This is a genomic window from Mesorhizobium erdmanii USDA 3471 (assembly GCF_000472705.1).
Classification (GTDB): domain Bacteria; phylum Pseudomonadota; class Alphaproteobacteria; order Rhizobiales; family Rhizobiaceae; genus Mesorhizobium; species Mesorhizobium erdmanii.
Map to the genome: position 1 here is coordinate 12,271 of NZ_AXAE01000034.1, position 25,403 is coordinate 37,673.

The window sequence follows — 25,403 nt, forward strand, 5'->3', positions numbered from 1 at the left end:
CTTCTGATCTTCGGTCAAAACGAGCGGCAATAAATGTCCTTTTTCTCGGCGCTCACGGACTACATAGCTTCGCATCCGCATCTGGCCTATGCGGCGATCTTTCTGCTGGCTTTATCGGAATCCGTTCCGGTCATCGGCGCCGTCGTTCCTGGAACCGCGATCATCGTTGGCCTTGCAGCTCTTGTCCCGAGCGGCGTGCTGACGCTGTGGCCGATGTTGATCGCAGCCTTTCTGGGCGCGATCGTCGGCGACGGCCTGTCCTTCTGGCCGGGTCATCGCTACCACCGTGAAATTCTCCTGCGGTGGCCGTTGAACCGTTATCCCGAACTCGTCGCGCGCAGCGAGGCGTTCTTCGTACGGCACGGCGGCAAGAGCGTCTTTCTGGCGCGCTTCACGGCGGGCGTCCGCGCTTTCATCCCGCTCGTGGCGGGCATGTTGCGAATGCCGGCCCGGCAGTTCTACTACGCCAACATCATCTCGGCATTCGTGTGGGCACCATCGCACATTCTGCCTGGCGTGTTCGTCGGCGCATATCTCAGCGTTGCCGGCGCTGCCGCAGGTCGGCTCGCGGTGCTCCTTGTCGCCGTCATTTTGCTCTTGTGGGTCACCGTTTGGGTCGTCCGTCATGCGTTAAGCAGGGCCATTCCCTTCCTTCTGGCGAATCTGGAGCGGCTGCGAAGATGGGCGGATACTGGGGATACGTGGGCGATGCGACAAATCCGTTCCTTGCTCGATCCGGCCCAGCAGGAAACGAGGACCCTAGCGGCGCTGGCACTGCTGCTCGTCGCAGCAGCCTGGACCTTTTTCGGCATCCTCGAGGATGTCGTCAGCGGTGATCCGTTGGTACGCACCGATGCCGCAGTCTATCGCATCCTTCAGGATCTCCGGACGCCGTCTGGCGATTCCTTGATGGTCGGTTTCACGGAACTGGGTGACACGACTGTCGTGGTTGCGATTGCCGTCGTCGTATTCCTATGGCTAGCCTGGACGCGCGCCTGGCGCACAGTGGCATACTGGGTGGCCGCCATCGGCGGTGCGGCAGCCATCAACACGGGCATCAAAGTGGCGCTCCATCGTGCGCGACCCAACGAGAGCCTCTATTCCGGTTGGAGCGATTTTTCCTTTCCCAGCGGGCACAGCACCGAAAACGCCGTCCTGTATGGTTTTCTGGCTTTCCTGATCGCTCGGCGCGTCCGGCCAGCTTGGGGTCTCCCGGTTGCGCTTGCGGCGGCCGTTTTGGTGGCCTTGATCGCCTTCTCCCGCCTCTATCTCGGTGCCCATTGGTTTTCCGACGTGGCGGGCGGACTGGCTTTCGCGACGGCATGGCTGTCATTGCTATGCATAGCCTACTTGCATCATCAACCGACCGAAAAGGGCGCCAGCGGTCTCATGGTCGTGGCATGTGCTGGTCTGGTCGTCGCCGGCGGTGCCAATGTCTATCGCCGTCACGCGGCCGACATGGTGCGCTACGCAGTCCAATACGAAGCACCTTCGATCCTGGCCGGCGATTGGTGGGCGCGGGAGTGGCAGCATTTGCCTGCGCAACGTATCGATCTCGCAGGCGAGATCGAGGAACCGTTGACCTTCCAGTGGGCCGGCAGCCTGGAACGCCTCGAAGCAGATCTGGCGCAAAAGGGCTGGCGCCCACCAACTCCGTGGACGTTGGCCGGCGCTCTCGCCTGGTTCACGCCGCGCCCTGCTCCGATGGACCTTCCAACGTCTCCCTATATGGAGCGCGGGCGCTTGCCGAGCCTCACCCTGGTCCATCCGCGCGGCGACACGGGCGAGGCCAGTTCGCGCCTCGTGCTTCGCGTTTGGGCGGCCGATATTGACCTTCGAAACGGCCATCTGACGGAACTCTGGATCGGTTCCGTCGTCGAAGAACAGCTGGGTAATCGCTTCCCCCTCTTCACGGTATCGCAGGCTCAGCCCGACGCGAACGGACCTCGCGACTTTCTTGCTGCGTCTCTCGACGCCGCACGGCTGGTGACGCGCCCCGACCTTCTTCCGATCCCCGTTTGGGACGGCCAGGTTCTGCTGGCTCGTGACGCAAGTATTCCGGCCAATCCGGGAACCGAAACTTTGCAGGGGGGCGTTGCCAGTCCCTGACCGAGAGGAACCGTGACGCAATGTCGTAATGCATGAGACGAGCACACGATACCAGTTTCACTCTTTCGCAAGTGGCGCGCACATGACTGTCCTGGTCCTCCTCAATGCAAGCGCCGGCACTATCCAGCGCGCCGACTACGATGTCGAAGCATTCGTTCGAAACGGGCTTAAGGCGCGCGGATTGGAAGCCGAGGTGCGAATGGCGGGCGGGAGCCAGATCGCGGAGATGGCCCACAGTTTCGTCTCGGCGAAAACACCCGGCGACAAATCAAGGACGCTCGTGGTCGGCGGCGGCGATGGCACCCTCGGTTGCGCGGCATCGGCGGTCGCGGGAACGGATGTCGTGCTGGGTGTACTGCCACTCGGCACCCTCAATCATTTCGCCCGCGATCTCGGTTTGTCGAACGATCTGGACGCTGCCATGGACACAATCGCCGCAGGCCATTTGGAGCAGATCGACGTTGCGGAGGTGAACGGTCGGGTTTTCCTCAACAACTCATCCATCGGCATCTATCCGTTTCTCGTCGCCGAACGAACCGCCGAGCAGAAACGGCTAGGGCTGGGAAAGCTTGCCGCGCTCGGCCCGGCGCTTGTCCGCACGCTCAAGGCTTCATCATGGAAGCGGGTCAGGATCTCGATCGGCAACGGGCGAAGCCAGAAGGCGCTTTGCGTATTCGTTGGGAACAATTTCTACGATCTGCGTGCGCTCGGCCACCGCGGCAGTCTTACGTCCGGTGAACTTTGCGTCTACGTCGTGAAGCCGCAGTCCTGGATAGGGCTCGCGCTTCTGCCGCTCAAGGCAGCGCTCGGGTTGATCGACCCAGTCCACGATGTCGAACTCTTGCGGGTTCAAAGTCTGGAGGTCAAGGCGCGCCGCCGACACCTGCGCATTGCGATGGATGGCGAGACGGTCGAGGCAATACCGCCGTTGCAGTATCGGATACGGCAGCGGTCGTTGCGCGTTCTCGCGCCCGCCATGAAAAAAGTTGCACCTCTTTAACGAATTTAAGCGTGCCGGCAGTCGCCCTCCTGTCCTGAAATCGAGGCTGGAGCCAATTCGGACCTCAATCTGATGGAACACAACAACCCAACATTGGTGCGGCATTTGGGGTTAGGTTTGCTGGCGACAGCCCCGCTAGTGGCATTGATCACGTCGGAGCGGATCCAGACATGGGCGGGCACCGTCTCACTCGGTGTCGACAAACAGCAATCTCGTCGTGGTGTACGAGACCTTCTACGTGCAAATTTCATTCCTCAAAGCCATGACGAGCTATCAACGGCCATTTCGGGCGAAGCCCAGAACAGTCTCCATATCGAGGCAAGTGCTGTTGCCAGAGAGCAGCGTCGCGCTGACCCAGATCGGGATTCGATCGTGTCTATCGCAAGCGCCTCCCGCCTCGTCGGCAAGAACTCATCATCTTCTCGGCTACGATGCCTTTTATCAGAAGCTGATCACGAACTTCGACCTAGACTAGCGACAGTCACTGGCTTCTTTTCGATGGAAGCAATCATCAGCAATCGCCCCGTGGACCTGATCAAGCTGCGGTAACCGCGACACGTATAAGCTGAGACGTGGCCGGCGAGCTTTGATACCTTGAGACTGGCGGCTGCCTTCAATTCGGAGTGGTCAACGATGAGCCCACGGATCTGCTTCGAGCTCCGTGGGCTGCAGCACGGTTTAAGTCCGTACTCTTAGCGCCCTTTCCAGCCTGTCGGCGATCTGTGTGACGATGTAGGCAATCACCATGTAGATCACGACGGCGATCACGAAAGCTTAGAGGTAATAGTAGTTCAGCGCCGCGGTAAGCTGGGATTGCGCGAAGATATCGACGACCTCGATGGCGAAGCCCAGGGAAAGCGCCTTCATGATGACCATCATCGAGGTTGTCAGGTCTGGAATCGCGGTGAGGGCCACCTGGGGGAACAGGATCCGTCGGAACAATTGCCCCCCAGTGTAGCCTAGCGAATGGGCGGCATCCGACTGACCGGTGTCGAAGGCGTTGAGAGCCCCTTTGATGATCTCCGACTGGAACGCGGCGACACAGCCGGTGATCGCAACGACCAGGATCACCCAGTTGGGGGTATTGTGTGCGTTGAAATCAATCCCGAGCAGCGAGAATAGGAACTGGAATGCCGGTGGCAGACCGAAATAGGCGAGGAAGATCACGATCACCATCGGGACGCCCTTGAATATGATCTTGTAGGCCATGATGACCTCCCGCAGCACCGGAACTCGTCTGTACTCGACGAGAGCAAAGATGCTGCCGACGATCGTCGACAGGACGAAAATCATCAGCGCCATTCCGACTGTCACAGGTACAGCCGCTAGAATTTCCTGGGTGTCCTGGAGCAGGATGTCGGTATCAAACATGGTTGAATACCCTTGGGTCAGACGCTTGCGATAGCGGCATTTTTGATCGGAGCGGTGGTCGCTGGGGATGCGGTTGAGCCAGGCATGGAAGCCTGAGCGGGACACATCCAGGGCACTACACAGCCATGCCACCGGCCAGATATTCCGGTGCCTCGCGATGAAAGCGAACCTCATGTCACTTCCCTCGCGAAGTAGGCTGCGGCCTTTTTTAGGATGTCGCGCTCCGCCTTCAGCTTGGACACTTCCTTGCGCAGCCGGTCGATCTCCTGCTGCTCCGGCTTCATCTGCCCATGACCGGGAGACGCATGCTGCGGATCGGTCGACAACTCGCGCACCCATTTGCGCAGCACATTCTCGTGCAGATCGAGGTCGCGGGCAGCCTGGGCCACCGCAACGCCCCGATCCTTGATCAATCTCACCGCTTCAAGCTTGAACTCGCGGCTGAATTTCCTTCTCTGCATTCCAACTCTCCAGTTCCGTTAAACACCTTATCTCGGTGTCCACGAAACCGGCAGCAGGCCAGACGGCATGATCCGCAGCCCGAAGCCCTTCAACCCGGCGTCATAGTGGACAACCGGCTTCCCGCTAGGTTCAACTTGGTCGACGAGCAATCTGGAAAGATCTGTGACAGGCATAGTGATCTCCTTTCGAATGTCGGCTGCCCATGTCGGCACTATGTCGGCACCGAAGTTGCTAAGTCCCGGACAGCTGCGGAGACATCAGAGGAGGAAAAGTTTTTCAGATCAATACGTTGGGTAAGCCGAGGTAAGCTGCGGCGAGATGCGGAAACCCCGGGACACGGTTTGAGGAACAGAGGCGCCGGTCTTCTAAGCCGATGGTCACAGGTTCGAAATCCTGTCGGGATCGCCAATCAACTGCCGGTTTTGCTAATGCATGTCGCCCAAAAGGTGGTCCCGGTTTTGGAGAACGACATGCATAAAAACAAAGACCTAAGGCGCGTCGCTTGAATCCGCTCATACGCGACGCGCTTTAGGCTGTCTCGTCGGTACGCTGCCGGTCTTCGCCGCAAGGCATGAACAGAGGGAACCTGACGCCCGCCAGCGCGTTGCCTCGGATGGTCAAGCAGATCGCCTTCGCCGCCGTGCTGTTCCAGGTTGCCGTCTTCTCGGCTCTGATAACTCAGACGGTTCTTTTCGCATCGACGGCTACCCAGGCCGCTGACGTACAGCAACCCGTCGCGGTCGCTGACAAGGAATGCGCCTCCGCGACCTGGCCGAATATTCCGGGCCGGTGCTTGGAGCGGGTTGAAGCGCGCAGCTCCAGAGTGACGATGGTGCTGATGGCCGGGCAATGAGGCCAGACTCGCCGGGCGGCCCGGAATTATTTCGTGATCAGCCGACCTTGGAACCTTAACCCCGCATGAGGCGTTCGGGGCCTTGTATTCGCGGAGCCTCATAAAAGGCAATGTGCGGGCCAGCGAATGGGTGGTGCAAAACAAGAGCGGGTTGGGGGAGGAGAAAACGAGGCCATGTCGAAACGTGAAATTGGAACGTCCCCTGCCTTGGTGCGGCGTATCGCTGAACTCAAAGCCAGAATGCAGGATGCCGAAATTTCCGATCATGAGATGAAGACCTTCCACAAGGTCGCCGCCATCATGGGGGCAGGCGATGGTGCCTTGCGACTGGATGCCGACGACCTGATCGCGGCATCCTTCGTTGTCGAAGCGAGTGGACCGGCGCCCAACCGTTGATGGTCAGGATTTCCTCTATCAGCTAAAGTCCAACACCAGATCCGCACGCGTCGCCAGATCCGCACGCGTCGGGAGCACGGCCGCCCTCCGGCGGTCGTTGCTTTTGACTTTTGGCCTCGATCGCGAATTGAAGGAAAGTCTTAGCATTTTGTTTGCGTTGGCACGTCATAGTAGGGACGGCTAACGGAGTGGAATGGGATGAGGCTCGACCTGTCGCCGACCAGCTGGGGCAGGGTGATCGCTGTCACCGTCGCCGGCACGGCATTCTTCATTGCCGTGGCGTTTTTCGTCGATTCGTTCAATTTTCCCTATCTCTCGCCCGAGGCTCTCTGGCACGCGGAGCTCACGGACCTGCTGCTTCCCCTGGGGCTGGGCGGCTCGTTTCTGTTTTTCCTGATGTGGAAGATTCGCCAGCTGGCCATCGCCCAGCGTGACCTCAGCGTTATCGCGGCGACCGATAGCCTGACGGCGGTGCTGAACCGCGGCGCCTTCTCGATGCTGGTCGAGGCCTATCTCGAGCAGACCCGCAAGCAGGAGCAGCCCCGTTCCGGCGCCCTGCTGATCATCGATGCCGACCACTTCAAGTCGATCAACGACCGGCTCGGTCATGACAGCGGCGACCAGGCGCTCAAGCTGATCGCGCAGGCGATCAAGGGACAGCTTCGCGGCAGCGACATTGTCGGCCGCATCGGCGGCGAGGAATTCGGCGTGTTTCTTCCCGGGGTCGACCCCTCGCAATCCTGGCTGGTCGCCGAAGGCATCCGCCGACGGATTCGCGAGATGGACTTTTCGCCCGGCGGCCGCGCGTGCCCGCTTTCCGTATCGATCGGCGGCACCAGCTTCAGTGGGCCGACGACCTACGAGGCGATATTCTCGGCCGCCGACAGACGGCTCTACGCCGCCAAATCGAACGGACGCGACCAGGTCAGCTTCGACCCGGCGGAAGCCTCCCTGGTGTCTCAGCCCAGCGCCGCGACGGTGCATTGACCGCTCCTTGACGCTTTCTTGTCGGTGTGCTTCCTCCGACTAGATGAAGTATGGGCCTTGGCAGGAACATTCCTGCTCCCTTGATCTCTCGATCGTCCATGCCGCCTGTGTAGCCCATGGCACTTAGGCTGCCGGCGAAAGAGTGACGAGACGACCCGGGGCAAGGCCAGTTATGCGCGGCGATCATGATCCATCTGTTCAACGGCTTTCAGAACCCGTTTGGCGGCAGTGAGCGTGAAACCCTGGACCTGTACCGGCTGTTGGGCGGCGAGCAGCAGGTGCGTCTGTGGGCGACCTCATCGCGCGTGTCCGACGAACTGATGCGGCAGTTTCCGATTCACCGCATTTCGCCCGCAAAGCGCGATGTGCCGGACGGCGGCACCTATGTCTTCCTCGGTGCGCATTGGCGCAACAGGATTTGGCCTTACCTGATCCGACGCCCACGCCGGCTGATCTATGTCTTCAACACCTTTCACCCGAAGATCATCGCGCTAACGACCGGCATGCCGCGTCTGCTGGGCTGGCCCGATGCCGAACTGGTGCTGATCTCCGACTTTCAGAAGCGCTTGCTGCAGGTCGAAGGCGTCGTGCATCCGTCGCCGATCGATATCACCCGCTTCTCACCACGGCTGACAAGGCCCGATGGTCCGTTCACGGTTGGGCGGCTGAGTCGCGATACGGCGGACAAGCATAATGCCGACGATGCGACGCTCTATGAAGCCTTGCTGGCAGAAGGCATCGCGGTGCGGATCCAGGGCGGCATGCCGCTCAAGGACAAGCTCGCGCCACATCCGCACCTCGAACTCCTGCCCCAGGGCGAGGTTGCCGCCGAGCGGTTTCTGCCGACGCTCGACGTGTTCTACTACCGCACCGGCTCACATGTGGAGACGTTCGGTCGCGTGGTGTTCGAGGCGATGGCCTGCGGTCTGCCGGTCGTGTGCCATTCGCATGGCGGCTACGCCGACCATATCAGGCATGGCGAAAACGGCTTCCTGTTCGAGACGGCGCAACAGGCATCGCAAATATTGTCCCAACTCAAGGCCGATCCGGCGCTGCGCGCTGATGTGGGCCACAAGGCGCGGCAGACCGTCGAGGAGATGTTTTCGCCGCAGGCATTGCGACAGCGGCTGGATTTCTATCGGCGTTAGCGATAACGCCTGCGGAGCCGCGGTTTACTCGCCCCGTTTGTCATCAGTCTCGACATCGCCAGAGCGGACAGGCAAAAGAACCACCGGCAGACTGCATCGGCGTCGCCAGATCGAGCGAGACTTGCTACCGATGACATTGATGGGCGCTGCGGCACTGCTGATCCTGGTCCTGACCTATGCCGGCGTCGCCATCGGCCGCATCCCTGGCCTGCGTCTTGATCGGGCAGGCATTGCATTGCTTGGCGGTGCCGCGATGATCGCCATTGGCGCGATCAGCATGGAGGATGCCTACCGCGCGATCAATTTCGACACCATCACGCTTCTGCTTGGCATGATGATCGTGGTGGCGCATCTGAAGGTCTCCGGCGCCTTTCGCGGCCTGGGCGCCATAGCCATAGAGCATGCGCATGCGCCGTTCATGCTGCTTGTGATGGTGACGGTGCTGACCGGCGTGCTGTCGGCCTTCCTGGTCAACGATGCCATCTGCCTGGTCATGGCGCCGATCGTCGTCCATGTCACCCGCGTCATCAACCGCAACCCGATCCCCTACCTGATCGCCACCGCCACCGCGTCAAACTGCGGCAGCGTCGCCACCATCACCGGCAATCCGCAGAACATGGTCATCGGCGCGCTGTCAGGCATTTCCTATCCCGCCTTTTCGGCTGCGCTCGCGCCGGTCGCGCTGTTCGGCCTCGTCGCGGTCATCGTCATCGTACGCATTGTCTATCGGGCCGAGTTCACCCGCACCATTCAATTGACGCCGCATGTCTCGCGCGGTCGCATGCATCGCGGACAGGTGCTGAAGGCGGTGGTCGTCTGCATCGGCCTGGCCATCGCCTTCTTCGCCGGGGTTCCGGTTGCCAAGGCGGCACTGATCGGCGGCGCCATCCTCCTGCTCACCCGCGCCATCAAGCCGGAACGCATCTATCGCGAGATCGACGGACCGCTGCTGTTCATGTTCGCCGGCCTGTTCGTGGTCGTTGCCGGCGCCGAACGGATGCTGCTGACGCCTGATCTCATCGCCTCGGCCAAGAATCTCGGCCTCGACGACGTCTGGCGTTTGTCGGGATTCACCGCGGTACTCTCCAACATCATGAGCAATGTGCCGGCGGTGCTGGCGCTGCGGCCCTTCATACCCGGACTGGAAAATCCCGAACGCGCCTGGCTTGTGGTGGCGATGAGTTCGACGCTTGCCGGCAATTTCACGCTGCTCGGCTCGGTCGCCAACCTGATCGTCGCCGAACAGTCCAAGGCGGCCGGCACGCCGTTGTCCTTCGGTGCCTTCTTCAAGGTTGGTTTGCCTCTGACGCTGATCACGCTCGTGGTCGGGACGGCATGGCTGGCGTTTGGGTTCTAGAGGGAACGGCAAAGCAATGGTGAATACCGGTCAAGGTGAAAGCGGAGATCTGGTCCGCCGCGCCGTGGCCGCTTTCAATTCCGGCAATCACGGCCAGGCGGTGGATCTGTGCGAGTCGGGCCTGAGGCGGCACCCGGGCGATCCGGCGCTTTGCCATCTGTTGGCCGCGGTCCTGTTCGCGAGAGCTGACCTGCCGGAGGCTCGTGCGCGTATCGAAGCAAGCCTTGCCGCTCGTCCGGACAATGTGCCCGCCTTGGTTCTCGCATGCCGGATTGCCCGGGCTGAAGGCAGGTTCGAAGCGGCGTTGCAACTGCTGGATCGCGCCGCAAGGCTGTCATCGCAGGCCGAGATACTGCTCGAGCGGGCTCGCACCCTGGATCGGGCAGGCGATGCCTCGGCGGCGGCGTCCTGGACACTTGTCTTGCAAAGGGATCCGAAATCCGAGGAAGCAATGGCGCGCCTCGGGCGCCTTGCCTGGGAGCGCGGCGCGTCCCTGGAGGCGGAAGCCCTCCTCGAACAAGCCGTCGCCGGCGGCGGGCACCCGACTGCCTGGTTCGATCTTGGGTTGGTGCGTCAGGACATCCGCAAGTTCGGCAGCGCCGCCGAAGCCTATCGACGGGTGATCGAGATGAGCCCGGCCGCACCGGAGGCTGCCGTCAATTTGGGTGTCGTGCTGCAGGAAACCGGTGATCTCGACGGGGCTATGGCAGCCTATTCATTGGCCTATGGTCTGAGCCCATCCACCTTCGGCGTTATTGCCATGGCACTTACGTCGGCGCCAAGTGGCCGGCTGTGGCTTGATGAGGAGGCGCTGCGTCGCTCACTCGCCGGTGGAGCGCCCCCGCCTGGCGCGAAACCGCTTCCGATAGACGCCGGGCGTTGAAAGGACATCCGCGACCGTCTGAGCATAGGATGCCTGGCGTTTCTCGTCGAACACCTCGAATTCGAGCTGTGGCGCGGCCCGTGGAACCGCAAAGCATTGCGCGACCGGAGTTCCTTTCCGGAGCACGCCGGAGAACTCGGGTTCCGTCCAGACCGCCGGGAAATTGATGCCGCCGTCGTTGAATCGGTCGGAATCTACCAGGCCCGTCACCAGCCTGAAGGGAAGATCCTCGCGATTGACCGGGTGCGTCGCGAACAGCGACCAGCCATCCTCGACCTCAATGGTCCAGAAGCTGTTGAATTTGAGGGCGGCCTGGTCTGGATTGGCAAACGGGCTGCCGGCCAGCTGGCCCGGCGTGTGGAAGCTCAGCGGCGCTCTGGGGTGGTTTTTGGTGACCGGGTCCGGGATCTTCCAGTCCCAGGAAAACGTCCCCTTGCCGACAACGACGTCGCATGGCAGCAAGACCATGAAGCCATAGGTCATCGCGTCGACCACCGGCGGGCACTGCTTGAGCGTGCGAATGTCGCGGCCGTGGATTGCCGAATAGGCGCTGGCGGGCATCGAGCGCAGCCAATCCGGCAGAGCGCCGCGCGCCAGGATCGGGCGTGGCAAATGCTCGACCAACATTGGATCACACCGGAAAATGACACGCATCGCCGCCTCCTGACATTTGCGATACCATGCTTGCCGGCCACGCTCCAAGCGGCGGCCGGTCAGTCGTTGTTCCGGGATCTCGCTCGAACAAGCGTTGCGGCGGCTCGTCCGGCGGCCTCGATGTAGTCGGGATTGCGATGGATCAGCATGATCGAAAAGCAGCCATCTATCAGCAGCACGATCTCGCGGGCCAAGGCCTGCGGCTCCTTGATGTCGTGCCCTGACAATTCGCCAGCCAGCCAAGTTTCGAAATTCGACTTGTGGCGCGACCCGACCTTGACCGCCGGATGACCGGGCATCGAGGCCAGTTCCGCGGCGGTGCGCAGAAACCCGCATCCCTTCCATTTCGGATGGCGCGCAACCCGTGCCAGATTGCTGAAGATCGCCTCGACCTTGCGGTCTGCGCCACCTTGCGCCGCGTCGAACCAGCCGGCGATTTGCTGCAGGTTGGGCTGGTCGCGGCCATCGAGATAGGCGGCGATCAGATCGTCCTTGCTCTTGAAGTGGTAATAGAGCGTGCGTTTGGTGAGCCCCGCCTTTTCGGCGATGGCATCGACGCTGACACGGCCGATTCCCTCCGCGTAGAACAGTCTGGTTGCGGCATCGATGATGCGCTTGCGGGTCGGACTTTGCGTGTCAGGCATTCGCTTATGTATACCGACTAGTGAATATACACAAGCAAGGAAAGGCGTACCCTTCCGGCCATCGACATGCTGGAAGGAAGCTCAAATGACCGACCTTGTCCTGAACCAGACCCGGGAAGGGATTGCCGTCCTTTCCCTCAACCGCCCGGAGAAACTCAACGCGTTGAACTACGCCATGATCGATCGCCTGCTGGCGATCCTCGACACGATCGAGACCGACAATGCGGTTCGCGCCATCATCCTGACCGGGGCGGGGGACCGTGCCTTTTCCGCCGGTGGCGACATCCACGAATTCTCATCGAGTGTCGCCGCGGGCACGGATGTGGCGCTTCGCGACTTCGTCATGCGCGGCCAGAGGCTGACGGCGCGGCTGGAGGCCTTCCGCAAACCCATCATCGCCGCCGTCAACGGGATCGCTTTCGGTGGCGGCTGCGAGATCACCGAGGCTGTGCCGCTGGCAATCGCCAGCGACCGAGCGATGTTCGCCAAGCCGGAGATCAACCTCGCCATGCCGCCGACATTCGGCGGCACGCAAAGGCTGCCGCGTCTGGCCGGACGCAAGCGCGCGCTCGAATTGCTGCTGACCGGGGACTGGTTCCCACCACCGCGGGCTCTCGAACTCGGCCTCGTCAACGAGGTCGTCCCGCATCAGGACCTGATGCCGGCGGCTTTTGATCTGGCCCGGCGTGTCCTGCGGCATTCCGGGCCGGCCATAGCAAGCATCCTCAACGCGGTGGCGCGCGGCATCAACCTCGGCATCGCCGAAGGCCTGCTGGTCGAGGCCGAGCAGTTCGCCCGCATGGCTCCCACCGCCGATCTCAGGGAAGGGCTGGACGCATGGATCGAGCGGCGCAAACCCGGCTACGACGGCTCGTGGAGGCATATCTCGCGGCCGGACGAGGCAAGGCGCGCCTCGCTGCGGCTCGACCAGGCAGCGGGGCAGGGCAAAGCACCGAGGTGACGGAGTTCGACACGGCTAGTCCCATCTCTCCGTTCAGCACAGGAAATCGAGTATCGCCTTGGCGATCTCGTCGGCATGCGTTTCCAGCGCGAAATGGCCGGTGTCTATAAACCGCACTACCGCGTCCGGCATGTCGCGCTTGAACGCCTCGGCGCCCGGTGGCAGGAAGAACGGATCGTTCTTGCCCCACACCGCCAGGAACGGTGGCTTGTGGGTGCGGAAATAGGCCTGGAAGGCAGGGTAGAGCGCGACATTGCTCTTGTAGTCGCCGAACAGGTCGAGCTGTACTTCTTCGGCGTCCGGCCGGCCGAAATAGAAGCTGTCCAGCGAATGGCCGTCGGGCGAGACCAGATCCGCCGGCGCGCCATGCGTGTACTGCCAGGCGATGGCGTCGGGCTTGAAAGTGGGGCGCAGTGCCTCGCGGTTGGCCGGCGACGGGTCGTGCCAATAGGCGCGGATCGGGCTCCAGCCGTCGCTCAGGCCTTCCTCGTAGGCGTTGCCGTTCTGCGAGATGATCGCGCTGATGCGCTCGGGATGCTTCACCGCCAGCCGAAAACCGGTCGGCGCGCCATAGTCGAATACGTAGAGCGCGTAGCGGTCGAAGCCGACCACTTCGGTGAAGCGGTCGATGATTTGCGCAATATGGTCGAACGTATAGGCGAACTTTTCACGCGACGGCATGTCGGAGCGGCCGAATCCCGGCAGGTCGGGCGCGACGATATGGAAGCGGCCGGCAAGCCGCGGAATGAGGTCGCGGAACATGTGGCTCGAGCTTGGGAAGCCATGCAACAGCAGCAGCTTCGGCGCGCCTGGTGTACCGGCCTCGCGATAGAAAACGTTGAAGCCGTCGACATCGGCGTTGCGATAGGTGGTCATGTTTCTCTCCATTTCTGTAACCGAAAAATCGGCATTGGGACGGTTATCGAGGTCAACGCGGCAAGCCCGATGCCTGGGACTCGGGTCCACGCTTCACGGGCACGCACCGCTTCGACGGGATATCGAGGTGGTATCAAGCGCGGTGACCATCGGCATCTCCTTCTAGGTCGGATTGATGTGCGTAACCTGTTAAAGTGACTCAGAACGGTTATTCGATAAGAACGTAACTTGTCAATCGGCCTCGAAGAGGTTATCACTGATTTGTGTTCAGGGCGCTCGGCGGGGCCGAAGCGCAAATGGAGTGGCGATGACCTCTGCGATCTTTGTCGGTGACGCGCTCGGCCTGGATTTCCTCAATTCGATCGCGACGCCCCTCGATACCCCCGTCGACTGGATCAAGGACGGTGAGGGATTGCTGGACTGGGTCGGCCAGGCGCGGCTGGCGCCCCCCGAGGCGCTCGAGACCATGCGCGAGCAAGCCCTGCCGGGCGAACTCGACAGGGTCGCCGATCAGGCGCGGCGCCTCAGGGAATGGTTCCGAGGGTTCGTGGGCGAACACAAGGGGCGTCCACTGGCCGCTCAGGATCTTGCGCAATTGGAGCCGCTCAACCGCCTGCTCGAACGTGACGAGATCTTTGCCCGGATCGCTCCCATCCTCGCCGATAAAGACCTGCCTGGGAGTAATGAAATCCCTCTTCAGCTTCAGACGACCCGCAAGTGGCGCACGCCCGAGGCGCTTCTGCTGCCGATCGGCGAGGCGCTGGCGCGGTTCGTCTGCAGCGAGGATTTCTCACATGTGAAAGCCTGCGAGGGGCCGGCCTGCACGCTGCTGTTCGTCGACCACACGCGCGGCCATCGGCGCCGCTGGTGCAGCATGGCGCAGTGCGGCAACCGCGCGAAGCAAGCCGCGCACCGGCACCGCGTCAAGGCGCATCACGATTAGCCGCGACGGCTCCTGCCAGGTTGGATCGGCGCTGTGAGGGCTGGCGGCTCCGCGCCGCCAGCCGCGAATGCATCACGGCGTCACGTTCACATGACCTTTCATGTTGGGATGAAAGCGGCAGAAATAGTCGACCGCTCCGGCTGCCTTCAATATGAGGCTTGCTGATTTCTTCGGCGCGATCGTCACCTCCCAGCCGCCCTTCACGGTGGCAGTGTGGGCAACCACGTCCTTGTTCACCCACTCGATCGTGTCGCCGACCTTCGCCTCTATGGTCGCCGGCGAGAAGACAAGCTTGTCGATGGTGACCTCTATGGTCGCGGCCGCCGCCGGCACCGCCGTAAGCACCAGCACGGCCAGCCACCACGGACGGATCAAGGCACCCGCTTTCATTTCAGCATGCCGGCGACATGTTCGGCATACTGCTCGTGCCCCTGGAAGATTTTCAGGCCGGTCTCGAGCAGGCTCTTCAGCTCGGCATTGCCGGCCGAGGGGATGAGCAGCGTTTCGAGCGCGCCGTTGACCTGCTTGTGGTAGGCCACTTCATTCTCGATATAGGCCTTGTCGAAGGCCGCGCCTTTCAGCTTGGCGAGCTTGGCACGTTCCTCTTTCGCCGCTTTCGTCAGCGCCTGGCTGGTGGCGTTGTCCTCGGGCTTGACCTTGAGCTTCTTGACCAGGTCGAGGGCCTGCTTGTTCACCGCCTCATGGTCGCGCTCCATGTCCTTGGCGAAGGCAATGACCTCCTTGTTCTTCGATGTCTTGACCGCCAGTTTCGCCGCCTCGATGTCGAGGACGCCCGCTGTGTAGGCGATATGGGCGATCTGCGGGTCGGTCGGCTTGTCGGCGGCCTGCGCGAACGGCGCAGCGCTGGCGATAAGCAGGGCGGCGAGGGCGGTGGTATATCGGGTGAACATGGCATCCTCCTTGGCCGGCCGCGAAGACGCGCCGGGCTCACATTTCCAGTTGACGTTGATTGGATGCTGGACGGACAGAAACGTTCCCGGAAAATCTGGACAGGATCAGTCGAAGCCCAGCCGGTTCATCACGGCCCGGGTCAGCCGTTCGCAGCGGCGGCCGGCGAAGGGAAAGGCGTCGAGCAGCACCGGCCCGATCTCATCGTCCAGCGCCTTGCGTAGCAGGGTACGCGCCCGGTGCAGCCTTGTCTTCACGGTCTCCGGCCGCACCCTGAGCAAATGGGCTGTCTCTTCAATGCTCAAGCCCTCGATGACGCGAGCCACGAAGACCATGCGATAGATGTCGGGCAGGCTGTCGGTCGCCCGCTCGACAAGTGCGAGAATCTGCCGCTGCGCCATCGTCCGCTCCGGGTCGTCGCTGGGATTGAGGGGAAAGCGGATGATCTGCGCTTCCGGATTTTCAGGCATCGCCACGGTGTGGCGCTTCTTGCGAAGCCTTCCGAGCGCCTCGTTGATAACGATGCGCGACAGCCAGGTGGCGAGCGAGGATTCACCGCGAAAAGCCGGCAGATTGGCGAAGGCGCGGACATAGGCCTCCTGGACGACGTCCTCGGCTTCGGCGTCGTTGCGCAGGATGCCGCGCGCCATGCGGTAAAGCCGCTGGTTGTTCTTCTTGATGATGACGCGGAAGGCGTCGGCGTCGCGCGCCAGCGCCCGCTGCACGAGCAGCACGTCGCCGGAAGGGCATTCGGCCATCTCGGGCGTCGTTGCGGGCATTGCGAGCTTGCTCATCGCGACCGGATCTCCCCGAACAGGCGCTTCACTGCACGTTGGATGCGCTCGCCGGAAAAAGGTTCCCGGATTTCAGCAATCCGACTTCACTATTTTAAGCTGCGGCCAATCCCTTGTCCGCGGCCTGCACGCGCGCGGCCGCCGCCAGAAGATCGGTCTGGGTGATCAGGCCGAGAATGCGCCGTTCGCCGTCGACGATGACCACGGCATGGCTGCGGCCGTCGGTCAGCACGGGAAGCAGGCTCATCGCCGGTGTGTCGGGCGAGGCGGTGCCGGCCTTTGACATCACGCCTTTCACCGTATCGGTTGCCTTCGTCAGTTCACGCAGGCCGACCGCGCCAACCAGCCTTGCATCGGCGTCGACCACCGGCAAGGTGCGGATATTGTGATCGAGCAGTTGCTGGCGCGCCTCGTCGGCGGTGGCCTGCTCGGGCACTGAAACCACATCACGGGACATGATATCCTCGCATAACAGCGTCTGCTGAGAGCGCACCATGGCCTGCAGCTCGACTTGCCTCAGCAGCCGTTCGAGGTCGTTGCGGTCGATGTCGAAAGTCTCGTCCAGCGTGGTCAGTGCCGCGTCGATATCCTCGGGCCGGAAGCCGACGCGCTGCTGCGCCGGCGGATCGGCGGTGCCGTGGCTATTGGCGGCGGGCGCGGCCACATGCGGGTAGTTGCGCCGCGCCAGTCTGTGGAAAAGCAATCCCAGCGTGACCAGGATGATCGAATTCAGGGCCACCGGCACGAAGGGAAACAGGAAGCCCGCACTGACAACGGCAGATCCGCCGAGCACCCCCGTCAGCGCCGCCGCGCCACCTGGCGGATGCAGGCAGCGAGTGAACGACATGGCCGCGATGGCGAGCGCCACGGCAAGGCCCGAGGCAAATACCGGATCATGGACGAAATGCGCTACCGTCACGCCGACCAGCGCCGATATGGAATTGCCGCCGATGATCGACCAGGGCTGCGCCAGCGGGCTCGCGGGCACGGCGAAAAGAAGCACGGCCGAGGCGCCCATCGGCGCCACCAGCAGGGCCACATGCGGACCGCCGCCCATCGCCAGCCCGCTGATCACACCGGTCAGCGCGATGCCGATGGTGGCGCCGATGCAGGCGAGCAGCCGCTCCCGCAACGTCGCGCCGGCAAGGATGGGGACAAAAAGACGAAAGGCCATGGCGAGCTTTGTTTGAAATGGATTGGTCGGAAATGGCGTGCAGAGGCAATGCAGCCGAACTCACGGATTTGAAAGTCAAACAAATCCGCCAAGTCGCGGCCACGCAGAATAATATTGCGCGACGCATTGCAACGGGATGTCGCGAGCGGCTCGCGCTTTGTCATCAGCGCCAAGGCCTTGCGGCCGGTTGCTGATTCTGTCCGGCAGCCAATCCCGCACGGGTCGGTTAGGCAGTCGCCGCCGCAAGACCACGCAAAATGTCGGCTTTCAGGTCGTCGACATCCTCGAGGCCGATCTGCAGGCGGATCAGCGGACCTTCATAGGGGGCTTTTGCAACGACGCGGTCGCCAAGCCAGACCGGCACCGCAAGGCTCTCATAGCCGCCCCAGGAATAGCCGAGCCCAAAGATTTGCAAGGCGTCGAGGAAGGCGTGCTGCTCCTTCTGGCCGCCGCCGGCAAGCACGATGGAAAAGATGCCGCTCGAGCCGCAAAAGTCGCGCTTCCAAAGGCCGTGGTCCGGGTGGCTGGGGAGGGCAGGGTGAAGCACGCGCGCCACGCCCTTCTGGCCTTCCAGCCACGACGCGATGGCGAGCGCGCCGCGCTGGTGATGTTCCAGGCGCACCCCCATCGTGCGCAGGCCGCGCAGCACCTGGTAGACATCGTCGGGCCCCGCACAGCAACCGAGCGTGCAGAAGCTCTCGTAGAGCTGCTTCCAGTGGCTCTCATTGGCAGAAACCGTGCCAAGCAGCACGTCAGAATGGCCGGCCGGATACTTCGTTGCCGCGTGGATGGAGATGTCGACGCCGTGGTCGAGCGGCCGGAAGTAGAGCGGCGTCGCCCAGGTGTTGTCCATCATCACGATGGCGCCGGCCGCATGCGCCGCCTTGGCGATCGCAGGGATATCCTGCACCTCGAACGTGTTGGAGGCCGGCGACTCCGTGAACACCACCTTGGTGTTGGGCTTGATCAGCGCGGCGATGCCGGCGCCGATTTCGGGAGCGTAGTATTCGACCTCGACGCCCAGCCGCTTCAGCATCGTGTCGGCGAAATTGCGCGTCGGGTGATAGACGGTATCGACGATCAGCAGGTGATCGCCGGCCGACACGAAGGCGAGCAGCGGAATGGTCACCGCCGCGAGGCCCGACGGCACCACGATCGTGCCGGCCGAGCCTTCCAGTGCGTCAATGGCGTGGGCAAGGGCGTCCGTCGTTGGCGTGCCGCGCGTGCCGTAGGTGTATTTCTGGTTGCGATCCGCCATGGCGGCGGCATTGCGGAACAGCACCGTCGAGGCGTGCACGACAGGCGGATTGACGAAACCGAAATAGTCGTGCGGGTTGTTGCCCGAATGGGCAAGCCGCGTGTTGATGCCTATTTTGCCGGAACCCTGCTCGTTGCCGTCCTTAGCCATTCTTCATCTTCGCCTTGTTTGACAAGGCGCTAGCCATAGTGCGGCACCATGGACCGTGCAACAGCCCACCGTCCGCCAGGAATGGACTTCGAATATGCCAATTCTCGGGCTGAAGGACCGAGCCAGGGCCGATCCCGCATTGGGCCGGGCACCTGCGGCAGTGCCTGCCGGCGGCGTCGATCGTTGCGCTGTCGACCTATTGTGGGCAGCTTCGAAAGATATATAATAGACTTCTAATATTAATCGCCGGATTGCCTCGATCAGATGCTGCCGGATGGTTTTTGCCGGTTACCTCCTGATCCCACGATCCGGGTATCGCGCTCACCAAGCGCGGCAAGGGGAGGAATGCCATGGCCGACGTCAAATGGACAATGAAGGCGCGCGAATTCATCAACTGCAATTGCGCCTATGGCTGCCCATGCCAGTTCAACGCTTTGCCCACATACGGCTTCTGTCAAGCGGTTGCCGGCATGGAAATCGAGAGCGGCCATCACGGGAGCACGAAACTCGATGGATTGAGGTTCGTCGGGATTTTCCGCTGGCCCGGCGCCATACACCAGGGCAAGGGCGAAGCAGCGGTGGTTATCGACGAGAGGGCGAGCGAGGCCCAGCGCGACGCACTGCTTCGCATACTGGGCGGTCAGGACACCGAACCGGGCGCGACGATATTCCAGGTCTTTTCGACCACTCTGGAGAAATTTCATGACCCGATATTTGCCCCGATCGACTTCGAGGTCGACGTCGGCGCGCGAACCGGACGGCTGCACGTCAAGGGCGTGACCGACGGACATGGCGAGCCGATCAGGAATCCGGTCACCGGCGCCGAGCACAGGGCACGCATCGACCTGCCGCATGGCTTCGAATACGCGATGGCCGAAGTCGGCCGCGGCTGGACCAAGACGACAGGCCCGATCAAGTTCGAGTTTGCGGACACGCACAGCCATTTCGCCAATCTGCACCTTACGCAGAGCGGCATCGTGCATTGACCTGATCCAATGAGCGACACGACCCTCGAGGCGGTGCTGCGGCGCGACCGCGTGGTCGTGATGGCTGCGCTCGTGGGGATTGCCGTGCTCGCCTGGGTCTATGTCTTGTGGCTCGCCACCGACATGGCCGGAATGGACATGTCGAATACGGACATGGGCGGCATGGATATGGGCGCCGCCGTGGCGCCCGGCTTCCGGGCCTGGGCACCCGCGGATTTTGCTTTCATCTGTACGATGTGGGCGGTGATGATGGTCGGCATGATGACGCCTTCGGTGGCGCCGATGCTGCTGCTCTATGCCGGCGTCGGCCGAAAGGCGCAAGCGGATGGCCGGCCCATCGCTTCGACCGGATGGTTCTTTACCGGCTATCTCACCGTCTGGACCGCCTTCAGCGTCGCGGCAACCGGCGCGCAATGGCTGCTCGGCCGCGTCGCCTTGCTTGACCCCTTGATGGCGACAGACAGCACGATCCTCGGCGGCCTCGTCCTGATTGCCGCCGGCCTCTATCAATGGACACCGATCAAGGCCGCCTGCTTGCGCCAATGTCAGGGGCCGATCTCGTTCCTGGCGAGCCGTGGCGGGTTTCGCTCCGCGCCGCTCGGCGCGCTTCGGCTGGGCATCGATCACGGCCTTTATTGCCTGGGCTGCTGCTGGGCGCTGATGGCCCTGCTGTTCGTCGGCGGCGTCATGAACATCCTGTGGATCGCCGGGATCGCCCTCCTCGTTCTTCTGGAAAAGACGGTCACGAGCGGGCCGTTGATCCCGCGCATTTCCGGCGTGTTGATGGTGGCCGCCGGCGCTTGGCTCGTCTTTCGCGCGCTTTGACAAAGCAGGTTCCGATGACAGTCTTCGGACGTGCAATTCATCCCGTATCCAGATGAGCAAGGCGCCAGGCTGGTGCCGGGGATGGATTTCGCCGCTGGCCCGCATTTGGTTTGAATGCGCTTTGCCGACTTTATTCGCGCCGTGACTAAATTGCGGGCGCGTTTGTCTGCAATTCAGGCATTTCAGGCAATGGATTTTCAAACGCGTTCGGTTTCGGTCATTTTCCTTGACCTCACCGGAATTATCGCCTTCGATGCCGTTCGTGAATGGGAGGCGGCGCGTCGGTTACGATGCGGAATTCCAGGAAATGGGCTGGAATGGGAGCTGCGTTCACGCGGGAAAAAGAATCAGGGTTTGCCTGAAAACAGAGAAAAGGGTCTGTGGGTCATGAAACATATTGCTATCGGCATTCTTGGCGCAGCCACGTTCGGGTTTATGGCGTCGGCCGCGTCGGCGACGACACTCGATACCGTCAAGGCCAAGGGCTTCGTCCAGTGCGGCGTCTCGACCGGTCTGGCCGGCTTCTCGGCGCCGGACGACAAGGGTGACTGGCAGGGCATCGATGCGGATTTCTGCCGCGCCGTTGCAGCCGCCGTCTTCGGTGACGGCACCAAGGTCAAGTTCACGCCGCTCAGCGCCAAGGAGCGCTTCACCGCGCTGCAGTCCGGCGAGGTCGACATCCTGTCGCGCAACACCACCTGGACCATCAACCGCGACACCGCGCTTGGCCTGAATTTCGTCGGCACAACCTACTATGACGGCCAGGGCTTCATGATCAACGCCAAGAAGCTGCCGGGCGTGAATTCGGCGCTCCAGCTCTCGGGCGCCGCCGTCTGCGTGCAGAGCGGCACCACCACCGAGCTCAACCTCGCCGACTACTTCAAGGCGAACAAGATGGAGTACAATCCCGTCGTCTTCGAAAAGCTCGAAGAGGTCAACGCCGCCTATGATGCCGGCCGCTGTGACGTCTACACCACCGACCAATCGGGCCTCTACGGCATTCGGCTGACGCTGGGCTCGCCGGCCGATCACGTGGTGTTGCCCGAGATCATCTCGAAAGAGCCGCTCGGCCCGGCCGTGCGCCAGGGTGACGATCAGTGGTATCACATCGTCAAGTGGACCTATTTCGCGCTGCTCGACGCCGAGGAGCTTGGCATCACCAAGGCCAATGTCGATGAGATGAAGAACTCCCCCAGCCCGGAGATCAAGCGCGTGCTCGGCCAGGAAGCCGATACCAAGATCGGCACCGATCTCGGCGTCTCCAACGACTGGGTGGTGAACATCGTCAAGGCCGTCGGCAACTATGGCGAGATGTTCGACCACAATGTCGGCTCGGGCAGCCCGCTCAAGATCGCGCGCGGCATCAATGCGCTGTGGACCAAGGGCGGCCTGCAATACGCTCCGCCGATCCGCTGATTGAAATGTGATCCGGGAGGCAGGCTACCTGCCTCCCGGTTTCTCTTTCCAGGGGACGGTCGAATGGCATCGCAGGAAGTTCTCCGCCAGGAGCCCAGCCGGGCTTCCCTCATCAATGATCCGAAAGTCCGCAGTCTCTTCTTCCAGACGCTGGTCGTCATTGTTCTGTTCGGCTCCGTCTGGTGGATCGTGCAGAACGTCATCGACAATCTGCAGCGCCTGCACATCGCCTCCGGCTTCGGCTTTCTCAGGGGCCGCGCCGGGTTCGACATCTCGGATACGCCGATCGCCTACACGTCGGACTCGACCTATGGCCGCGCCATCGTCGTCGGCCTGATCAACACGATCATCGTCGCCGTCGCCGGCATCATCACCGCCACCATCATCGGCTTCGTCATCGGCATCGGCCGCATGTCGCAGAACTGGCTGATCCAGAAGATCTGCACTGTCTATGTCGAGATCTTCCGCAACATCCCGCCGCTGCTGGTCATCTTCTTCTGGTATTCCGGCGTGCTGGCGGTGCTGCCGGCGCCGCGTGACAGCTATCATCTGCCCTTCGGCTCCTTCCTCAACCAGCGTGGCTTCTATTTCCCGCGCGCCGTCTGGGGCGACGGCTCCTGGCTGATCCTGGTTGCCCTTGTCGTGGCGCTCGCCATGGCGTGGTTCGTCGCCCGCACGGCGCGTCAGCGGCAGATGGCGACGGGTCAGCAATTTCCGGTGCTCTGGACTTCCATTGCGCTGATCGTCGGCCTGCCGCTGCTCGCCTATGTGCTGAGCGGCTTTCCGCTGAGCTTCGACCTTCCCAAACAATCGACCTTCAACCTGACTGGTGGCTTTCAGATCAAGCCGGAGTTCCTGTCGCTCTATCTGGCGTTGTCCTGCTACACCGCGGCCTTCATCGCCGAAATCGTCCGCGCGGGCATCAGGGGCGTCAGCAAGGGCCAGACCGAGGCGGCCGCCGCACTTGGGCTGCGATCCGGGTCGATCCTGCGGCTGGTTGTCGTGCCGCAAGCCATGCGCATCGTCATTCCGCCGCTGACCAGCCAGTATCTCAACCTGACCAAGAACTCGTCGCTGGCGATCGCCATCGGCTATCCGGACCTCACGGCGACAGCCGGCACGGTTCTGAACCAGACCGGACAGGCGGTTGAGGGCGTGCTGATCATGATGATCGCCTATCTCGTCCTCAGCCTGGTGACCTCGGCCGTCATGAACGTGGTCAACGCCAGGATGGCGCTGGTGGAAAGGTAAGGCCATGCAGGAACACGACATGTCCTGGGTGCGCACCGAAATGGCCCTGGCGCAGCCCGCGCCCGGCAGCGTCCGCGGTCCGCTGGCCTGGGTGCGCAAGAACCTCGTCGGTTCGGTTGGCGACACCATCCTCACCATCCTTGGCATCATAATCGTTGCCTGGGTTCTGCCGCAGGTCATCAGCTGGGCGTTCATCAATGCCCAGTGGACCGGGCCGGACCGCACGGTCTGCGCGACCGTGGCACAAGGGGGCATCCAGCCCGACGGCTGGAGCGGCGCCTGCTGGGCTTTCGTCAATGCCAAGTTCGGCCAGTTCATGTTCGGCACCTATCCGGTCGAGGAACGCTGGCGGCCGATCCTGGTCGCCATCCTGTTCGTGGCGCTGCTGGTGCCGATGCTCATGCCGCGAGTGCCGCGCAAGGGGTTGAACGCCATCCTGCTTTTCCTGGCGCTGCCGATCGTTTCCTTCGTCCTGCTGGTCGGCGGCATGTTCGGCCTGCCACATGTCGAGACCTCGCGCTGGGGTGGGCTGCTGATCACTCTTAGCCTTTCCTTCGTCGGCATCGCCGTGTCGCTGCCGCTCGGAACCGTCCTGGCGCTCGGCAGGCGCTCGAAGATGCCGATCGTCAAGATGCTGTGCGTTATCTTCATCGAAGCCGTGCGCGGCATCCCGCTGATCACCGTTCTGTTCTTCGTCAGCGTCATGCTGCCGCTGTTCCTGCCGGCTGGTGTCAGCTTCGACAAGTATCTGCGGGCGCTGATCGGCGTGTCGCTGTTTGCCGCCGCCTATATGGCCGAAGTGGTGCGTGGCGGCCTGCAGGCGATCCCCAAGGGCCAGTATGAAGGCGCCGACTCGCTCGGCCTCGGCTACTGGCAGAAGATGGGGCTGATCGTGTTGCCGCAGGCGCTGAAGCTGGTCATCCCAGGTATCGTCAACACCTTCATCGGCATGTTCAAGGACACCAGCCTGGTCCTCATCATCTCGATGTTCGACCTGCTCGGTATCGTCAAGCAGAACTTCTCCGACGCCAACTGGGCGACGGCGCAGACCGCGAAATCCGGTCTCGTCTTCGCCGCCTTTGTCTTCTGGCTGTTCTGCTTCGGCATGTCGCGCTATTCAATGTACACTGAACGCCGGCTCGACACCGGCCACAAACGCTAAACAAAAGAACAAGGGGATCCTGTCATGGCCACCGAAAATGCCGTCAGCGCGGAAGAGATCAAGGTCAACGCCGCAAAGATGCACATCTCCGACACCGATGTCGCCATCGACATCATCGCCATGCACAAATGGTACGGCGAGTTCCACGTGCTGAAGGACATCAATTTGAAGGTGATGCGCGGTGAGCGCATCGTCATCTGCGGCCCGTCGGGCTCGGGCAAATCGACCATGATCCGCTGCATCAACCGGCTGGAAGAGCACCAGAAGGGCAAGATCATCGTCGACGGCAAGGAACTGACCAACGATCTCAAGAAGATCGACGAGGTGCGCCGCGAGGTCGGCATGGTGTTCCAGCACTTCAACCTGTTCCCGCATCTCACCATCCTGGAGAATTGCACGCTGGCGCCGATCTGGGTGCGCAAGACGCCGAAGAAGCAGGCCGAGGAAATCGCCATGCACTTCCTCAAGCGAGTGAAGATCCCGGAACAGGCCAACAAATATCCTGGCCAGTTGTCCGGCGGCCAGCAGCAGCGCGTGGCGATCGCCCGTTCGCTGTGCATGAACCCGCGCATCATGCTGTTCGATGAGCCGACCTCGGCACTCGACCCCGAAATGATCAAGGAAGTGCTGGAGACGATGGTCGGCCTCGCCGAGGAAGGCATGACCATGCTGTGCGTCACCCATGAGATGGGCTTTGCCCGCAAGGTCGCCAACCGCGTGATCTTCATGGACCAGGGCCAGATCGTCGAGCAGAACACGCCGGCCGAGTTCTTCGACCACCCGCGCCACGAGCGCACGAAGCTGTTCCTGTCGCAGATACTGCACTGAGCGGCT

At 62.2% G+C, this 25,403-nt stretch carries 24 protein-coding genes and 3 pseudogenes; 17 read left to right on the forward strand and 10 right to left on the reverse strand.

Annotation, left to right across the window (positions count from 1 at the left end; all coding sequences use genetic code 11):
* Window positions 1–33 precede the first annotated feature (33 nt).
* The 3 genes and pseudogenes from A3AU_RS01000000136040 to A3AU_RS1000000138280 form a co-directional block, all read left to right on the forward strand.
* The gene (locus A3AU_RS01000000136040; protein WP_051355456.1) at window positions 34–2,109 is read left to right on the forward strand and encodes a bifunctional DedA family/phosphatase PAP2 family protein; all 2,076 of its coding nucleotides are present in this window, start codon (window positions 34–36) and stop codon (window positions 2,107–2,109) included.
* Between the two features lie 82 nt (window positions 2,110–2,191).
* The gene (locus tag A3AU_RS0124690; RefSeq protein ID WP_027055262.1) at window positions 2,192–3,109 is read left to right on the forward strand and encodes a diacylglycerol/lipid kinase family protein; all 918 of its coding nucleotides are present in this window, start codon (window positions 2,192–2,194) and stop codon (window positions 3,107–3,109) included.
* Window positions 3,110–3,518: 409 nt separating this feature from the next.
* Window positions 3,519–3,658: pseudogene (locus tag A3AU_RS1000000138280) on the forward strand (Lrp/AsnC family transcriptional regulator); the annotation flags it as partial.
* 129 nt (window positions 3,659–3,787) lie between these two features.
* On the opposite strand, the pseudogene A3AU_RS1000000136960 reads toward A3AU_RS1000000138280, so the two are convergent.
* Together A3AU_RS1000000136960 and A3AU_RS0124705 are read right to left on the reverse strand one after the other, a co-directional pair.
* Window positions 3,788–4,480 (reverse strand): annotated as a pseudogene (locus A3AU_RS1000000136960) (amino acid ABC transporter permease).
* 54 nt (window positions 4,481–4,534) lie between these two features.
* Window positions 4,535–4,941, reverse strand: a pseudogene (locus tag A3AU_RS0124705) (transposase); the annotation flags it as partial.
* A gap of 614 nt (window positions 4,942–5,555) precedes the next feature.
* On the opposite strand from A3AU_RS0124705, the gene A3AU_RS0124710 reads away from it, so the two are divergent.
* The 6 genes from A3AU_RS0124710 to A3AU_RS0124735 all read left to right on the forward strand — a co-directional run bounded on the left by A3AU_RS0124710 (window position 5,556) and on the right by A3AU_RS0124735 (window position 10,566).
* Window positions 5,556–5,795 carry a hypothetical protein gene (locus A3AU_RS0124710; protein WP_245235564.1) on the forward strand — a complete coding sequence of 80 codons (240 nt, stop codon included), beginning with the start codon at window positions 5,556–5,558 and terminating at the stop codon, window positions 5,793–5,795.
* Between the two features lie 174 nt (window positions 5,796–5,969).
* Window positions 5,970–6,191 (forward strand): hypothetical protein, encoded by a 222-nt coding sequence (locus A3AU_RS0124715; protein WP_027055266.1) that lies wholly within the window; start codon window positions 5,970–5,972, stop codon window positions 6,189–6,191.
* 198 nt (window positions 6,192–6,389) lie between these two features.
* Window positions 6,390–7,178, forward strand: a complete 789-nt coding sequence (locus A3AU_RS0124720; protein ID WP_027055267.1) for a GGDEF domain-containing protein — start codon at window positions 6,390–6,392, stop codon at window positions 7,176–7,178.
* A gap of 185 nt (window positions 7,179–7,363) precedes the next feature.
* Window positions 7,364–8,326, forward strand: a complete 963-nt coding sequence (locus A3AU_RS0124725) for a glycosyltransferase family 4 protein (RefSeq protein ID WP_027055268.1) — start codon at window positions 7,364–7,366, stop codon at window positions 8,324–8,326.
* A gap of 130 nt (window positions 8,327–8,456) precedes the next feature.
* Entirely contained in the window at window positions 8,457–9,683 is a 1,227-nt protein-coding gene (locus tag A3AU_RS0124730) for an anion transporter (protein ID WP_027055269.1), read from the forward strand.
* A gap of 16 nt (window positions 9,684–9,699) precedes the next feature.
* Window positions 9,700–10,566 (forward strand): tetratricopeptide repeat protein, encoded by an 867-nt coding sequence (locus A3AU_RS0124735; protein ID WP_027055270.1) that lies wholly within the window; start codon window positions 9,700–9,702, stop codon window positions 10,564–10,566.
* On the opposite strand, the gene A3AU_RS0124740 is transcribed toward A3AU_RS0124735, so the two are convergent.
* On the reverse strand, window positions 10,504–11,220 hold the full coding sequence (locus A3AU_RS0124740; protein WP_027055271.1) for a hypothetical protein: 717 nt from the start codon (window positions 11,218–11,220) through the stop codon (window positions 10,504–10,506). The genes A3AU_RS0124735 and A3AU_RS0124740 overlap by 63 nt on opposite strands.
* A gap of 59 nt (window positions 11,221–11,279) precedes the next feature.
* A complete protein-coding gene (locus tag A3AU_RS0124745) occupies window positions 11,280–11,864 on the reverse strand; it encodes a TetR/AcrR family transcriptional regulator (protein WP_027055272.1) in 585 nt (194 codons plus the stop codon).
* A gap of 85 nt (window positions 11,865–11,949) precedes the next feature.
* On the opposite strand from A3AU_RS0124745, the gene A3AU_RS01000000136050 reads away from it, so the two are divergent.
* The gene (locus tag A3AU_RS01000000136050) at window positions 11,950–12,825 is read left to right on the forward strand and encodes a crotonase/enoyl-CoA hydratase family protein (RefSeq protein ID WP_032918070.1); all 876 of its coding nucleotides are present in this window, start codon (window positions 11,950–11,952) and stop codon (window positions 12,823–12,825) included.
* 33 nt (window positions 12,826–12,858) lie between these two features.
* Here A3AU_RS01000000136050 and A3AU_RS0124755 read toward each other — a convergent pair whose 3' ends face one another.
* Window positions 12,859–13,701 carry an alpha/beta fold hydrolase gene (locus tag A3AU_RS0124755; protein ID WP_027055273.1) on the reverse strand — a complete coding sequence of 281 codons (843 nt, stop codon included), beginning with the start codon at window positions 13,699–13,701 and terminating at the stop codon, window positions 12,859–12,861.
* 307 nt (window positions 13,702–14,008) lie between these two features.
* Between A3AU_RS0124755 and A3AU_RS0124760 the strand changes: the two genes are divergently transcribed.
* Window positions 14,009–14,644, forward strand: coding sequence for a CGNR zinc finger domain-containing protein (locus tag A3AU_RS0124760; RefSeq protein WP_027055274.1), 636 nt, complete (start codon window positions 14,009–14,011; stop codon window positions 14,642–14,644).
* Between the two features lie 72 nt (window positions 14,645–14,716).
* Here the strand turns inward: A3AU_RS0124760 and A3AU_RS0124765 are convergent, their stop codons facing one another.
* The 5 genes from A3AU_RS0124765 to A3AU_RS0124785 form a co-directional block, all read right to left on the reverse strand.
* Complete coding sequence (locus A3AU_RS0124765; protein ID WP_027055275.1) at window positions 14,717–15,034, reverse strand: cupredoxin domain-containing protein; 318 nt, start codon at window positions 15,032–15,034, stop codon at window positions 14,717–14,719.
* Window positions 15,031–15,555, reverse strand: coding sequence for a DUF4142 domain-containing protein (locus A3AU_RS0124770; protein WP_027055276.1), 525 nt, complete (start codon window positions 15,553–15,555; stop codon window positions 15,031–15,033). The genes A3AU_RS0124765 and A3AU_RS0124770 overlap by 4 nt, the downstream gene beginning before the upstream one ends.
* A gap of 105 nt (window positions 15,556–15,660) precedes the next feature.
* Window positions 15,661–16,347, reverse strand: a complete 687-nt coding sequence (locus tag A3AU_RS0124775) for an RNA polymerase sigma factor (protein ID WP_161633530.1) — start codon at window positions 16,345–16,347, stop codon at window positions 15,661–15,663.
* 94 nt (window positions 16,348–16,441) lie between these two features.
* Window positions 16,442–17,521 (reverse strand): HPP family protein, encoded by a 1,080-nt coding sequence (locus A3AU_RS0124780; RefSeq protein WP_027055278.1) that lies wholly within the window; start codon window positions 17,519–17,521, stop codon window positions 16,442–16,444.
* A 226-nt stretch (window positions 17,522–17,747) separates the two neighbouring features.
* Entirely contained in the window at window positions 17,748–18,929 is a 1,182-nt protein-coding gene (locus tag A3AU_RS0124785; RefSeq protein ID WP_027055279.1) for a cystathionine beta-lyase, read from the reverse strand.
* Window positions 18,930–19,279: 350 nt separating this feature from the next.
* Here A3AU_RS0124785 and A3AU_RS0124790 point away from each other — a divergent pair, with 350 nt between their 5' ends.
* The 6 genes from A3AU_RS0124790 (at window position 19,280) to A3AU_RS0124815 (ending at window position 25,397) form a co-directional block, all read left to right on the forward strand.
* The gene (locus A3AU_RS0124790) at window positions 19,280–19,915 is read left to right on the forward strand and encodes a DUF1326 domain-containing protein (RefSeq protein ID WP_027055280.1); all 636 of its coding nucleotides are present in this window, start codon (window positions 19,280–19,282) and stop codon (window positions 19,913–19,915) included.
* Between the two features lie 9 nt (window positions 19,916–19,924).
* Window positions 19,925–20,740 (forward strand): DUF2182 domain-containing protein, encoded by an 816-nt coding sequence (locus A3AU_RS0124795; RefSeq protein WP_027055281.1) that lies wholly within the window; start codon window positions 19,925–19,927, stop codon window positions 20,738–20,740.
* Between the two features lie 387 nt (window positions 20,741–21,127).
* Window positions 21,128–22,156 carry an amino acid ABC transporter substrate-binding protein gene (locus tag A3AU_RS0124800; RefSeq protein WP_027055282.1) on the forward strand — a complete coding sequence of 343 codons (1,029 nt, stop codon included), beginning with the start codon at window positions 21,128–21,130 and terminating at the stop codon, window positions 22,154–22,156.
* Between the two features lie 63 nt (window positions 22,157–22,219).
* Window positions 22,220–23,407, forward strand: coding sequence for an amino acid ABC transporter permease (locus A3AU_RS0124805; protein ID WP_027055283.1), 1,188 nt, complete (start codon window positions 22,220–22,222; stop codon window positions 23,405–23,407).
* A 4-nt stretch (window positions 23,408–23,411) separates the two neighbouring features.
* Window positions 23,412–24,569, forward strand: a complete 1,158-nt coding sequence (locus tag A3AU_RS0124810) for an amino acid ABC transporter permease (RefSeq protein ID WP_027055284.1) — start codon at window positions 23,412–23,414, stop codon at window positions 24,567–24,569.
* Window positions 24,570–24,647: 78 nt separating this feature from the next.
* Window positions 24,648–25,397 (forward strand): amino acid ABC transporter ATP-binding protein, encoded by a 750-nt coding sequence (locus A3AU_RS0124815; protein WP_031252160.1) that lies wholly within the window; start codon window positions 24,648–24,650, stop codon window positions 25,395–25,397.
* Window positions 25,398–25,403: the final 6 nt, after the last annotated feature.